Source organism: Dechloromonas sp. HYN0024 (genome assembly GCF_003441615.1).
GTDB lineage: Bacteria > Pseudomonadota > Gammaproteobacteria > Burkholderiales > Rhodocyclaceae > Azonexus.
On sequence record NZ_CP031842.1, the window covers coordinates 3,152,077 to 3,164,937 of the forward strand.

A 12,861-nucleotide genomic window follows, 5' to 3' on the forward strand; every position below is an offset into this window, starting at 1 on the left:
TTTTCCCTTTCCTACTCAAATGCAAAGGTGATTGGAACGATCACCGAAGAATCGACCGCTTCGTCGCCCCGCCTCGCCGGCACGAAGCGCCAGCGGCCAACGGCATCGACCGCTGCAGCGTCAAGCCGCGGAAAGCCGCTTGATTTTGAAATGGCCACGTCGAGCGCAGTCCCTTGCGCACTGACACGTACTTTCAGCAAAACCTTGCCTTCCTCGTTCATGCGTCGCGAAAGGGCGGGATAAACCGGTTTCGGATTGTGCAGATAATCCGCATCGAATCGGGCAGCTACCACAGCCAGCGGGGCAGGAGGGGCAGCCACCACCGGCTGGGGTGGCGGCGCAGGCGGCTGTGGCGCCACGGCGAAGCTGCTCGTCACCGCCGGGCTGGCCACCGCGAGCACCGGCTGTGGCTGGGCGACGGGCTGCTTACGTGGCGGCGACTTGGGAGGTGGCAAGGGCTTGGCTGGCTCCGGCTTCTCTTCGATCATCGGCAACAGACGCGCGCTGATGCTTTGCGGCAAAGCAATCAGTTCGTTTTTGACCGAAAGGTAGAGCATGCCGTAAGCCAGGAAGGCATGCAGCAGGACAACCAGCACCACATTCGCCATGCGTTCGCCTGGCGACAAGGGTGCTTCCGCGAAATCGAGAGGAGGCAATACAACCGCAGTCACCGGAGGCGCTCGATCCATGTCAAAAATATTGAAAAACAGAAACTTACGGGGATTTGGATTCTATGCAGATATACACAGCTTGCCCATGTGGCAAATTGTCACATCCCCCCGGATATAATGGACGGATGTCTGCCGGTGCCCGTCTTCCCCAGCTGAAAACGTCCGAATGGCGGCACAGCGCTCGCTACTTCCTGATCGCGCTGGTGCTGCACGGGCTGATCTTGTTCTACCCGCTTACACCGAGCATCGACCTGCTCGAAACGACGCCTCCCGCTTCAGTGCAGGTGAAGCTAACCGAGCACATTTCGGCAACCAGGACAGCGCCCCCGGCGATTGCCCCGAAGCCATCGCCGACACCCACTCCGCAACGAGAAAAACCCTCCCCGAGCCCACAACCGGTACTCGCTCTAGCCGTCGAACCGACCAGCCCCCCTGTCACCTTCACAGTCCCAGCCGTACCCACGGTTCCGGCCGCATCAACCCCCCTCACTGCCGGCCCTGCACCCACTTCAGCACCCCGTTTCGATGCCGCCTACCTGCACAACCCGCTCCCCGAATATCCGTTGCTATCTCGCCGCATGGGAGAGGAAGGCAGAGTACTGCTCAGGGTAAGGGTCATGCCGGACGGTTTGCCAGCCAGTATCGAGATCGAAAAAACCAGCACGTTTGAGCGCCTAGACAACGCCGCCCGCCGTGTCGTCAGCCGCTGGCACTTCGTCCCGGCCAAGCGCGGCGACGAAACCATCGAAGCGTCGGTCATCGTACCGATTGTCTTCAAACTGGACAATTAATCGGGCAATGCCGGGAAACAGACGTGACGACGGGGACCGAAGTCCCCGCCGGCTATCTTTGGTAACAAGGCTCTAGCAGCCCCGGCTAACCGTTTTTAGGCGGCAATAGCGAAATGCTCATCATTGGCATTTATGGATTTGCTTCATTAACGTCGATCGCCTGACGAGTTGCCTGCTCACCTTTGCCCGCCCTGTCGAAACCAGTACACCCCCAACCAAAAACACCGATATCGATGTGCTTGGGTGGAGGTGAGGGGAATCGAACCCCTGTCCAGAACGCCTCCAGATTGCCGGAATTACAACCATGCTTTCAATTATGGGGGCGGGGTGGGGGTTTTACAAGCGAGGCCTCGTCGCCGACAAAAATCAGTGACCGCACCATCCCCGGCGATCGTCACTAATGGACATTGCGCGGGAGCTTTCGGGAGCGGACAGCGTCGACCGTACCTGCCGCGAGCTGCCATCAAATAACACATTGAAGCGCGCCGGCTCGTTCCAGTCGTCACAGAAACGCCATTCCCAGACGAGCTCGTCACGTGCCTTGAAATAAGTAGTCCACTCCGCAACTGACGGCCCCAGGATGCGCAACACCTGATCTTGCGTCATGCCGACCTGAATACGGGAAAAGTGCCCGGTATCGAGAACATTCTCCCTACCCACAAAATTACCGAGGGCATCACTGCGTACAAAGAAGGTATGAAAACCCATTGGCCCCCGAGGATAGACCAGCGTCTGTCCTCCATCCGCGTCATTCCAGCGCATGGCCGGTTGCCCCATGATCCGCTCTAACGCTTCGATCCGCCCCCCACCCGCTTGCAGACTGAACCCGTCATAGGCGGCACAACCAGCCAACAGGCCACCAACCAGCGCACCGACAATGCCTCGCCAATGCATGGTTGGGGCTTACTCGCGCTCTGCACTGAGCAGTCGCTCGCAATAGCGGGCGATTAGGTCGACTTCGAGATTGACCGTGCTGCCCGGCTTAAGCAAGTGGAGCGTGGTATTTTCAAGGGTATGCGGGATCAGGTTGATGGTGAAGTCGGTGCCATTGACGTCGTTGGTTGTCAGGCTAGTGCCATTGACGACGATCGAGCCCTTGCGTGCGATGAACTTGGCAATACCTTTCGGGGCACGGATTTCGAGCAGTCGATTATCACCGACAGGGTCAAAACGGAGGACCTCGCCAACACCGTCGACATGCCCTGAAACCAGGTGCCCACCAATAACATCAGACAGCCGCAAGGCTTTTTCCAGATTAACCGGGCCGGGCGCATCGAGACCAACAGTGCAGGACAGCGTTTCCGGCGAGACATCGACCATGAACTCATCGCCCTGCCTGGCGACAACGGTCAGACAGACGCCATTGTGGGCAATCGAATCGCCCAGCGCGACGTCATCCAGATCAAGGCCACCCGCATTGACATGAAGTCGAAAGCCAACTTCGCGTGGCGTAAGGTGAGTAATGTGGCCAACTGCCGCGACAATTCCTGAAAACATGACTAATCCTGCGTTGCGCAAAAGTCAGACTTTATCACGGTCGATTGACCACCCGGCTTTAGCGCGCACCCCGCTCGTCGTCCCTGCCATGTTGTCGGCGCGGTTCAGCCGGACCTCCGCCTTGCGGCGCTGCCTGACGCGGCGGCTCGATCCGCTGCTGGGGAACTGGTGCCGGGGCGGGGACCGGAGATTGAATGACCGGCCGGGGCGGCTCAACCCGCACTTGCGGCATTTCTCGCACCGGCGGCGGGGCTGACATCCTGACTTCCGGTGTCGGTCTGGGCATTTCGGGCTGACGCACAAGCGGTGGATTTTCACGTTCACGAGGTTGCTGCATCGGCCGCTCCAGTCGCTGGACTTCCGGCGGCATCACCGGGCGTATCTGATGACCCTCCGGCCGCGCCTCGGGCATTGGCTGGTCACGTCGTAGCGGGGCGCTGAGCGGCTCTGGGAGGCGACCACGCGGATCAACAACTTCCGGACGACGCAAGACATCGCGCCCCGGCATCGGCACAACATCCGCCGGACGTGCCCGACCGGTCTCAGGTAGTGGCGCAGGTGCAGGTATACGTGTTTCCGGCAGAGCGGCCTCGCGGCGAGACCCAACCGGGCCTGGGGCAAGGTCAACGGGGCGGGCCTGTCGCTCTATTCCTGGACGCATCTCGGGGGCGTTACGCCAGCCTTCACGACGCGGCTCAAAACTCTGGCTGCCAGGAGCATCCAGGATCGGCTGGCGAACAATTGGCCGATCCCCATTGCGCAGCTGCGCTTCGGACAAGAGTTGGCTCGTCGCCGGGACGTTGGGCCTCGCAGCCTCGAGCTCGCGGCGCGGCCGGTTCGGTGGTTCATGTCTTGCACCATTGTGGGAGCCAGTGGCGGCCGGCGTCGGGGCCAGCCACTCGGCATTCGGGGCAGGGCCGGCAAGCGGCGCACGCCGCAGATCCTGACGCTCTGGATGCTGTATCTGACGGGCCGAAATCACACTACCCTCGCGCATCAGATTGGCTGGTACAACAGTGACTGCACGCGGCAAGTCATGGTGAGCAAACGGGGCTTGTGGCACCCCACGGACAGCCCGATCAATAACGCTCACGTCACGAATATGGGTAACGTTGATCTGACGGACGTAATTCGGGCTGTGGCGATGGCTAGGTACATAAACCTCGCGCGGGGCGAGCGGAAACCAGCCGACAGCAGGTGCTGAACCGGAGCGGAAGCCGACATTCCAGCCGGGATTGCCGATCCAGGCGACGAGGGCCGGGGCGTAAACAGGGCGGGCGACGAGACGACCGGGAACCCAGCCCCAGCGACCGCCAATGATTGCCCAGCGACCATAGTGGAAGGGAGCAAAGCCCCAGGGCGCCTGGTCAACCCAAGTCCAGCCCCAGGGGGCAACCCAGGCCCAGCGGCCATCGCGGTACGGCGCCCAGTCATCGGCCACCGCCCGGGGATACCACACCGAACCGTAATCGGGTGCCGTCTGCCAGTCACCATAAGCATCAAGATCCTGATAGCCCGTCATGCGTGGTGAAACCAGACGACGCGACTGACCGGCCAGGGTCGCATTTTCACGATGGGCCACCCACTGATCGAACCCGTCGTAGGCACGCCCACCATCCATCTGGACGTTGCCATCACTCCAGCGACTGGCCCGCTGGCCGGCAGCCACCGGCATCATGCGCTGGCCGTCATCGAACGTGGCACGGCCGGCCTGCACGCTCAGTTCGCTATGATCAGCAAAAACGTTGATGCGATAGCGTCCCGGCGTCAGGAAACGAACATTGCCATCCGGCGTCGCCACCACCACATCCTCGACCTGATCGCGATCGAGGATGCTGACAGCCAGGCTGCCGCCATTCAGGCGGACATCGACCTGCGCATCGTCAATAACGGAAAACTCAAGCTGGCTGTCATCGGCCAGTCGATAGGCCGTGGATCCAATCCACACTTCGGCCCGGCCACGCTGCCCGGTTTCCAGCACCGCACCACTGCTGACCGGCCAGTTGAGCGTTGCCGGTCCCGCCTGTTCGTTACGGTCAACCCGAAAATCGACCTGATGTTCGATATGGGCCAGACGCCCGACACGCGCCGGCGGGTCGCTCTGCGCCACCGCCGGCAGGGCCAGCGTCATGGTCAGCGTGAGCAGGATATTTTTAATACATTGCAGCATCGAGGACTCCCGAAGGGAAAGCTTCGCCCGCACGAAAAGTCGGGCCGATGGGTAATCAACGCGCCAGATCGAGAAAGGATGAGTCAGCCGGCCAATTAAATGGTTTCAAAATGTTGCCGGACTGATCGCTCAGGCCTTGTCAGTGGCGATACCGTACTTCCTCGCGACGGTGACATAGAACTCGCGGGCCGAGGCCACCTTGGAGCTCTTGCGATCCTTGCGCTGGGCGCGCTGGAGATAATCATGAGCGCGGGCGGCCAGTTCTTCATTCCAGCCCTTCTTGTCCATTAGCGCACAGATCGCCTTGGTGGCATTCACCAGGAATTGCAGGTTGGGCATCTGTTCGACTGCCTGCATGAGAAACGCGACCGACCCTTCAAGGTCGCCCTCGCGCGCCGCCATGACGCCCTTGTTGTTGAGGTCGACGATTTCCTTGCCGACCTGTTCGAGCAGATCCTTGCCGGCATCGTGCTGTCCGGTCTGGGCAAAAACGCTGGTGATGTGGTCGATAAGGGTCTTGTCCTCGTGGTTTTCGGCCGCCACCTGACGCATGATTTTGGTCGCCTCGCCCTCCTTGCCGATGGTGTAGCAGGCGTGAGCCAGATCGACCGCAAGGCGCTGCGACACGTGTTTGCCCTGTTCGGCCGCTTCGCTTCTAAGGGACTTTTGCAGCGCCAGCGCCTGATCGACGAGATGCCTGGCCTTGTCCACAGCCCCCTCGCTATTCAGGCAGAGACTTTCAGTCACCAGTGCCGCCACTTCGGCCTGCTTGTCGCCACGCAACTCACGCTTCATGTCGGCGGCGACTTTTCGCGTCCCTTCGACATTGCCGCGATCGATCAGAACACGGGCCAGGTTGGCAAAATCGTCAACCGTCCGCAGACTCGACCCCCGGCCTCGCTCGATCACCTTGATATAAGCCTTTTCGGCTGCCAAGAGATCCTTGTTGCGGGCTGCCACATCGCCAACCAGGCGTTGTCGCACAGTGTTGTGCGGCGACACGTCGGCGGCCCGCTGCAGGGTCTGCTGGGCTGCCTCCAGTTTGCCCTGGGCTTCGTGCACGGATGCCAGGAAATCGTAGGCTGACAGGTAGTCCGGTGCTTCGTCGATGACCTGTTCCGCGAGCTTCTCGGCTTCGCTCAGGGCCCCGCGATCACGCAGCGCCGTTGCCAGTCCCATCTTGGCCCAAGGCACAACCCGCCCTTCGAGGACATGGCGGAAGACTTCTTCCGCCTCACGCGTCTTGCCCAAAGCATGCAGCAGATCGCCCTTGAAACGCAGGGCGTCGTAGCCGTATTGCGGTTGCTGCTGGATCACCCGGTCGCAGGCGGCGATGGCTTCCTGCAACGCACCGCCTTCGATATGCTCGTACATCTTGCGCAGCACGTGCTTGCGGTAAATCGCCCGGATCAGGCGTATCTGCAGCTGATCCGCCGTAAACGGCTTGATCAGGTAATCGTCCGGAGTCAGCTCGGCCAGCGCCACCACATTGGTATGACCCCGTTCGCTGGTAATGATCATGTACACCGTCGATAAGGGGATAAGGTGGGCATGACGAAGTTCTTCGAGCAACTGCTGGCCATCCCGACCGTCGTCGAGGACGAAATCCGAGAGCACAATATCGAAACGATTGGCCTTGACCTGCCGGATCACTTCGGCCGAATTGCCCGCCCCATGGACCTGCGTCACCCCCAGTGCCCCCAGCATCAGGCGCAGGGAATCACGGGCCGGCGAGTGTCGATCAACAATCAGAACGCGCTTTTTAGTCAGCGATTGCTGCAAAATCAGCAGCATTTCGTCGTTGTCGAGAGGGTTTTTCCCCTTGGCTTGGCGTGTGCTCATTTCGCCAACTTACTTGAGTTCGCCAGACAGGGCAAGGAATTGGCAAAAACCTGTGATATTTCAGCGCCCTGAAGTAAAATCCGCGGTCCGCCATTGCACTGCAACATACCCGATCCCATGCTCTACCCCACCCGTTTCGATGTGATCATCGTCGGCGGCGGCCACGCCGGCACCGAGGCTGCGCTTGCCGCGGCACGGGCCGGTGCGAACACGCTGCTGCTGACGCATAACCTCGATACGCTCGGGGCGATGAGCTGCAATCCATCGATCGGCGGCATTGGCAAAGGCCATCTGGTCCGTGAAGTTGATGCCCTGGGCGGGGCGATGGCGGCAGCCACTGACGAAGCGGGCATCCAGTTCCGCATTCTGAACGCCTCGAAAGGTCCAGCCGTCCGCGCCACGCGCGCTCAGGCCGACCGGGTGCTGTACAAGCAGGCGATTCGCAGCCGTCTGGAAAATCAGCCCAATCTGACCATTTTTGCCGAAGCCTGCGACGATCTCTTGGTCGACGGTGATCGCGTCACCGGCGCCGTCACCCAACTGGGTATCCGTTTCATGGCCGACGCCGTCGTGCTGACCGCCGGCACCTTCCTCAATGGCAAGATTCACGTCGGGCTGGAAAATTACACCGGTGGCCGCATGGGCGATCCACCATCGAATTCGCTGGCCGCCCGCCTCAAGGAACTGAAGCTGCCGCAGGGCCGCCTGAAGACCGGCACACCGCCGCGACTCGACGGCAAGACCATCGATTTCTCGGTCATGGAAGAACAGCATTCGGATAACCCGATGCCGGTCTTCTCCTTCCTCGGCAACGCCGCCCAGCACCCCCGCCAGCTACCATGCTGGATCACCGAAACCAACGAGCGTACCCACGACATCATCCGCAGCGGGCTGGATCGCTCCCCGATGTACACCGGCGTCATCGAAGGTGTCGGCCCGCGCTATTGCCCGTCGATCGAAGACAAGATCCATCGCTTCGCCGACAAGAACCAGCACAACGTCTTCCTCGAACCGGAAGGCCTCACGACGCACGAAATCTACCCGAACGGCGTATCCACCAGCCTGCCCTTCGACATCCAGCTGGCCTTGGTACGCTCGATCCGTGGCATGGAAAACTGCCACATTCTGCGCCCCGGCTACGCCATCGAATACGACTTCTACGATCCGCGCGGCCTCAAGGACACGCTCGAATCGAAAGCCATCAACGGCCTGTTTTTCGCCGGCCAGATCAACGGCACCACGGGATACGAAGAAGCTGCCGCCCAGGGGCTGCTCGCTGGCATCAATGCGGTTCGCCATGTCCGTGGCGATAATGGCTGGTGCCCGAAGCGCAACGAAGCCTACCTCGGTGTTCTGGTCGACGACCTGATCACCCGTGGCGTCTCCGACCCCTACCGGATGTTCACCAGCCGCGCCGAATACCGCCTGAGCCTGCGCGAGGACAATGCCGACCTGCGCCTGACCGAGCAGGGCAGGGCGCTCGGCCTGGTCGATGATGTCCGCTGGGCGACCTTCTGCCGGAAACGCGATAGCATCGCCGCCGAGCAGGAACGCCTGAAGTCGACCTGGGTCAATCCCAAACTGACGCCGGCCGACGACTGCATCCGCGTCCTGGGTAAAGCAATCGAACACGAATACAACCTGTTCGAACTGCTCCGCCGCCCGGAAGTCAGCTACGCCGCATTGCTCACCCTGCCCGGCGCTGGCGAGGCGCAATCCGACCCCGCTGTCGTCGAGCAACTCGAAATTTCAGCCAAGTACCAGGGCTATATCGACCGTCAGGCAGAGGAGGTTGCCAAGTCCGCCAGCTACGAAAACATCACCCTGTCGGCTGACCTCGACTACAGCACGGTGGCCGGACTGTCCAACGAGGTCCGCCAGAAACTCGCCCAGCATCGGCCGCAGACCATTGGCCAGGCCTCGCGCCTTCAGGGCATCACACCGGCCGCAGTGTCGCTCCTGCTGATCCACCTCAAACGCCACAGCCTGTCCTCCACCGCATGAGCCAGAACGCACTTGCCGGCGGCCTGGCCGCCCTCGACATCGCCCTGCCGCCGGAGGCGCAGCAAAAACTGATGGCCTTCCGTGACCTGCTCCTCAAGTGGAACAAGACCTACAACCTGACGGCACTGCGCGATCCGGCCCAAGCCATCTCGCACCACCTGCTCGATTCGCTCGCCATCCTGCCTCATGTCGGCCCCGGCAATCTGCTTGACGTCGGCAGCGGCGGCGGTCTGCCCGGCATTCCGCTGGCCATTGCCCGATCTGATCTGGCAGTCAGCATGGTCGACACGGTGCAGAAGAAAACCACTTTCCTGCAGCAAGCCGTCATCGAACTGGCACTGAAGAATGTTACGGTGCACCATGCCCGGGTAGAGGAAATGCCGGGGCAATACGCCCAGATCAGCTCGCGCGCCTTTGCCGAAATTGGCCTGTTCATCAGCCTGACCCGTCACCTGCTGGCGCCGGACGGTCGCTGGCTGGCCATGAAGGGCGTGCGGCCGGACGACGAACTCCAGGCACTCCCAGCCGACATCATGGTTGAAGCGATCATTCCGCTCACCGTGCCGGGGCTGGATGCCGAACGACATTTGATTATCCTGAAAGCCGGGTCATGAAAGTACTCGCCATTACCAACCAGAAGGGCGGCGTCGGCAAGACGACGACCGCTGTCAATCTGGCCGCCTCACTGGCCGCCGAGGGCAAGCGCGTCCTGCTCATCGACATGGACCCGCAGGGCAATGCCACGACCGGCGCCGGCATCACCAAGAAGGAAGCGTTGCCGACCGTTTATCAGTTGTTGATCGGCGCCGCCACGCTGCTCGAAGTCTGCATCCGGACCGATTTCGACTTCGACATCCTGCCGGCCAATCGCGAACTGGCCGGCGCAGAAGTCGAAATGATCGACCTCGACCAGCGCGAATACCGCCTGAAAAATGCCCTGCAGCAGAATCACGCCGAGTACGATTTCGTGCTCATCGACTGTCCGCCAGCCCTCAACATGCTGACCGTCAATGCGCTGGTTGCTGCCGATTCGGTGCTTATTCCCATGCAGTGCGAGTACTACGCGCTGGAAGGCCTGTCCGATCTTGTCGAAACGCTGCGCAAGGTACGCCACCACCTGAACTCCCGCCTTGAAATCGAAGGCTTGCTGCGCACCATGTACAACGGCCAGAGCACGCTGACCCAACAGGTGTCGAGCGAACTCGAAAGCCATTTCGGCGACAAGGTTTACAAAACCATCGTGCCGCGCAATGTCCGGCTGGCTGAAGCGCCGTCCTACGGCAAGCCGGTCATCGCCTTCGACAAAAACTCCAGGGGCGCGCAGGCCTACAGCGCACTGGCCAAAGAAATTCTTGAAAGGGTCGCCCAATGATCAAGATGAAAGGACTCGGCCGTGGCCTCGACGCGCTGCTTTCCGGCAGCGACAAGCCGCAGGGCGATGAACAACGTAACCTGCCGGTGGAGCGCCTGAAACCAGGCAAATACCAGCCGCGCACCCACATGGATCAGGATTCGCTGGCCGAATTGGCCGCCTCGATCAAGGCGCAGGGCATCATGCAGCCTATCCTCGTCCGCGCCGTGGACAGCACGCCGGGCGCCGAGCGCTACGAAATCGTTGCCGGCGAGCGCCGCTGGCGCGCCTCTCAACTAGCCGGTCTGAAGGAAGTGCCGGTCCTTGTCCGCAGCATCCCGGACGAGCAGGCACTGGCCATGGCGCTCATCGAAAATATCCAGCGCGAAAATCTCAACCCGCTGGAAGAGGCCCAGGGCCTGCAGCGCCTGATCGACGAATTCGGCCTCACCCACCAGCAGGCAGCCGATGCCGTTGGCCGCTCCCGCCCCGCCGCCAGCAACCTGTTGCGCTTGCTGCAGCTTACCCCGCCCGTTCAGGAATTCCTCATGAGCGGCCAGATCGATATGGGCCATGCCCGCGCCCTCCTGCCCGTATCGAGCGGCCAGCAGGTCGGCCTGGCCCAGCGCATCGTCCAGAAAGGGCTATCGGTTCGCGATACCGAACGCCTGGTCCAGCAACTCCTGAATCCGCCGAAGCACTCGCCGGAAAAAGCTATCGACCGCGACCTCCTGAGCCTGCAAGAGCGCCTCTCCGACGGATTGGGCACCACGGTCGCCATCCGCTCCAATAAAAAGGGTGCCGGCAAGGTCACCATCGATTTCTCGAGTCTGGACCAGCTCGACGGGCTCATTTCGCGGCTCAATGGATAAGCGATGTCACTAATCGAAATTAGCCCCAAATACGGGAAAACCCTCACTTTTCACGCTTCGGAAATTGACTCCTCTATAAGACTCCGGTACACTCGCACGGTTATTGATCGAGGCATGTCTTGCATCCGCAAGTGAGCTGGATTCTCAGCCGCCAGGCGGCGCTAACTGCAGCCCTGGCCATTACGGCGGGTTTGTTCCTTAGTGCAAATGCGGCAGTCTCGGTTCTGATCGGGGGATCAATCGGATTCATCGCCAATCTCGGATACGTTCTGAGAGCCCTGCGATTGAGTCCAGGCGCCGACCCGGTCAAAGCATATCGGGCGCAAGCCGCTGGAGAGGGGTTCAAGTTTCTGCTCACTCTCATCGGCTTTGCGCTAGTGTTTTTAGGGTACAAGGATGTGGCGGTACTACCGCTTTTTCTTGGATACGCATCAACCTTCGTCATCTACTGGATGGCACTGCTGAAGCAACGCTAGGCTGACTGGAGAAAACATGAGCGCAGAAGGCGGCACCACTGGTTACATTCAACACCACCTGACCAATCTCGCTGTCTGTGCAGACAGCGCCAAGGTCGATGGAGTCTGTACCGGTTTCTGGACTTTCCACCTCGACACCCTGCTGGTTTCCGGCATTCTGGGTCTGGTGGTTTTCGGCCTGATGGCCATGCTGGCTAGCAAGGCCACCGCGGGCGTCCCGTCAGGCGGCCAGAACTTCGTTGAAATGGTGGTCGGCCTCGTCGACCAGCAGGTTCGCGATACCTTCCATGGCAAGAGCGCCCTGGTTACCCCGCTGGCCATTACCATTTTCGTCTGGGTGTTCGTCATGAACGCCATGGACTTGATTCCGGTCGATTTCCTGCCCGTCGCGCTGCAAGCTGCCACCGGCAATCATCACCTGCCCTTCAAGTTCGTGCCGACCACCGACCCCAACCTGACCTTCGCCATGTCGCTCACCGTGTTCGTCATCTCGATCGTCATGGGCCTCAAGGTCAAGGGTTTCGGCCACTTCATGCATGAAGTCTTCGCCGTGCCGTTTGGTCTCAAGCTCGCCCCGATCAACCTGCTGTTCCGTATCGTTGAAGAAATCGCCCGGCCGATCTCCTTGTCCCTGCGACTCTTCGGCAACATGTACGCCGGTGAAATGGTCTTCATCCTGATCGCCCTGCTCGGCATCTATCAGCTGCCGCTGGCACTGCCTTGGGAACTGTTCCACATCCTGATCATTACCCTGCAAGCCTTCGTCTTCATGATGCTGACCATCGTGTATATGTCGATGGCTGCTGAATCGCACTAATCTGTACCGCTTTACTTGTCGTTTTTACTTTTTACTTTAACCCCGCAATAAACCAACCTTACTGAGGAGTAAACATGGAACTCGCAACCGTTCTCTCCAACACCGCTATCGCTGTTGCCATCCTGATCGGCGCCGGCGCTCTCGGTACCGCCATCGGCTTTGGTATCCTGGGTGGCCGCTTCCTGGAAGGCGCCGCTCGCCAGCCGGAAATGATCCCCACGCTGCAAGTCAAGATGTTCATCGTCGCCGGTCTGCTCGACGCCGTGACCATGATCGGTGTTGGTATCGCTCTGTTCCTGCTCTTCGCAAATCCGTTCCTGGCTCTGCTGAAGTAATTAACCGCGCCCCTGAAACCCTTATAACCAGGAGG

The 12,861-nt window shown here is 60.6% G+C and carries 13 protein-coding genes and 1 other RNA gene; 8 read left to right on the forward strand and 6 right to left on the reverse strand.

All coding sequences use genetic code 11. The features are described from left to right. Positions 1–11: 11 nt before the first annotated feature. Positions 12–671, reverse strand: a complete 660-nt coding sequence (locus tag HYN24_RS15200) for an energy transducer TonB (protein WP_240327690.1) — start codon at positions 669–671, stop codon at positions 12–14. 125 nt (positions 672–796) lie between these two features. On the opposite strand from HYN24_RS15200, the gene HYN24_RS15205 reads away from it, so the two are divergent. Beyond that, complete coding sequence (locus HYN24_RS15205; protein ID WP_117610046.1) at positions 797–1,462, forward strand: energy transducer TonB; 666 nt, start codon at positions 797–799, stop codon at positions 1,460–1,462. Between the two features lie 24 nt (positions 1,463–1,486). Here HYN24_RS15205 and ssrA read toward each other — a convergent pair. The 5 genes from ssrA to HYN24_RS15230 form a co-directional block, all read right to left on the reverse strand. Next, positions 1,487–1,818: a transfer-messenger RNA gene (gene ssrA, locus HYN24_RS15210) on the reverse strand. 10 nt (positions 1,819–1,828) lie between these two features. Further along, on the reverse strand, positions 1,829–2,356 hold the full coding sequence (locus HYN24_RS15215; protein ID WP_117610047.1) for a hypothetical protein: 528 nt from the start codon (positions 2,354–2,356) through the stop codon (positions 1,829–1,831). A gap of 9 nt (positions 2,357–2,365) precedes the next feature. Next, the gene (locus HYN24_RS15220; RefSeq protein ID WP_117610048.1) at positions 2,366–2,959 is read right to left on the reverse strand and encodes a riboflavin synthase; all 594 of its coding nucleotides are present in this window, start codon (positions 2,957–2,959) and stop codon (positions 2,366–2,368) included. A gap of 58 nt (positions 2,960–3,017) precedes the next feature. Beyond that, the gene (locus tag HYN24_RS15225) at positions 3,018–5,129 is read right to left on the reverse strand and encodes a DUF6600 domain-containing protein (RefSeq protein WP_117610049.1); all 2,112 of its coding nucleotides are present in this window, start codon (positions 5,127–5,129) and stop codon (positions 3,018–3,020) included. Positions 5,130–5,258: 129 nt separating this feature from the next. After that, positions 5,259–6,971: a response regulator gene (locus HYN24_RS15230; RefSeq protein WP_117610050.1), complete on the reverse strand. Its 1,713-nt coding sequence runs from the start codon at positions 6,969–6,971 to the stop codon at positions 5,259–5,261. A 117-nt stretch (positions 6,972–7,088) separates the two neighbouring features. On the opposite strand from HYN24_RS15230, the gene mnmG reads away from it, so the two are divergent. From mnmG to atpE, 7 genes are all read left to right on the forward strand, one after another. Continuing rightward, positions 7,089–8,975 (forward strand): tRNA uridine-5-carboxymethylaminomethyl(34) synthesis enzyme MnmG, encoded by a 1,887-nt coding sequence (gene mnmG / locus HYN24_RS15235; protein WP_117610051.1) that lies wholly within the window; start codon positions 7,089–7,091, stop codon positions 8,973–8,975. Continuing rightward, positions 8,972–9,589: a 16S rRNA (guanine(527)-N(7))-methyltransferase RsmG gene (rsmG, locus tag HYN24_RS15240; RefSeq protein WP_117610052.1), complete on the forward strand. Its 618-nt coding sequence runs from the start codon at positions 8,972–8,974 to the stop codon at positions 9,587–9,589. The genes mnmG and rsmG overlap by 4 nt, the downstream gene beginning before the upstream one ends. Further along, positions 9,586–10,347: a ParA family protein gene (locus HYN24_RS15245; protein WP_117610053.1), complete on the forward strand. Its 762-nt coding sequence runs from the start codon at positions 9,586–9,588 to the stop codon at positions 10,345–10,347. The genes rsmG and HYN24_RS15245 overlap by 4 nt, the downstream gene beginning before the upstream one ends. Then, positions 10,344–11,198 (forward strand): ParB/RepB/Spo0J family partition protein, encoded by an 855-nt coding sequence (locus HYN24_RS15250; RefSeq protein ID WP_117610054.1) that lies wholly within the window; start codon positions 10,344–10,346, stop codon positions 11,196–11,198. Before HYN24_RS15245 ends, HYN24_RS15250 begins: the two co-directional genes overlap by 4 nt. A 131-nt stretch (positions 11,199–11,329) precedes the next feature. Continuing rightward, positions 11,330–11,674, forward strand: a complete 345-nt coding sequence (locus HYN24_RS15255) for an ATP synthase subunit I (RefSeq protein WP_162888759.1) — start codon at positions 11,330–11,332, stop codon at positions 11,672–11,674. 16 nt (positions 11,675–11,690) lie between these two features. Beyond that, positions 11,691–12,491: a F0F1 ATP synthase subunit A gene (gene atpB, locus HYN24_RS15260; RefSeq protein WP_117610056.1), complete on the forward strand. Its 801-nt coding sequence runs from the start codon at positions 11,691–11,693 to the stop codon at positions 12,489–12,491. Between the two features lie 74 nt (positions 12,492–12,565). Beyond that, the gene (gene atpE / locus HYN24_RS15265) at positions 12,566–12,826 is read left to right on the forward strand and encodes a F0F1 ATP synthase subunit C (RefSeq protein ID WP_117610057.1); all 261 of its coding nucleotides are present in this window, start codon (positions 12,566–12,568) and stop codon (positions 12,824–12,826) included. Positions 12,827–12,861 lie beyond the last annotated feature (35 nt).

Coding starts and splice junctions, on each gene's coding strand:
- HYN24_RS15215 (WP_117610047.1), bottom strand. CDS start 2,356: ATGCATTGGCGAGGCATTGTCGGTGCGCTGGTTGGTGGCCTGTTGGCT.
- atpB (WP_117610056.1), top strand. CDS start 11,691: ATGAGCGCAGAAGGCGGCACCACTGGTTACATTCAACACCACCTGACC.
- HYN24_RS15245 (WP_117610053.1), top strand. CDS start 9,586: ATGAAAGTACTCGCCATTACCAACCAGAAGGGCGGCGTCGGCAAGACG.
- rsmG (WP_117610052.1), top strand. CDS start 8,972: ATGAGCCAGAACGCACTTGCCGGCGGCCTGGCCGCCCTCGACATCGCC.
- HYN24_RS15230 (WP_117610050.1), bottom strand. CDS start 6,971: ATGAGCACACGCCAAGCCAAGGGGAAAAACCCTCTCGACAACGACGAA.
- atpE (WP_117610057.1), top strand. CDS start 12,566: ATGGAACTCGCAACCGTTCTCTCCAACACCGCTATCGCTGTTGCCATC.
- HYN24_RS15220 (WP_117610048.1), bottom strand. CDS start 2,959: ATGTTTTCAGGAATTGTCGCGGCAGTTGGCCACATTACTCACCTTACG.
- HYN24_RS15205 (WP_117610046.1), top strand. CDS start 797: ATGTCTGCCGGTGCCCGTCTTCCCCAGCTGAAAACGTCCGAATGGCGG.
- mnmG (WP_117610051.1), top strand. CDS start 7,089: ATGCTCTACCCCACCCGTTTCGATGTGATCATCGTCGGCGGCGGCCAC.
- HYN24_RS15250 (WP_117610054.1), top strand. CDS start 10,344: ATGATCAAGATGAAAGGACTCGGCCGTGGCCTCGACGCGCTGCTTTCC.
- HYN24_RS15225 (WP_117610049.1), bottom strand. CDS start 5,129: ATGCTGCAATGTATTAAAAATATCCTGCTCACGCTGACCATGACGCTG.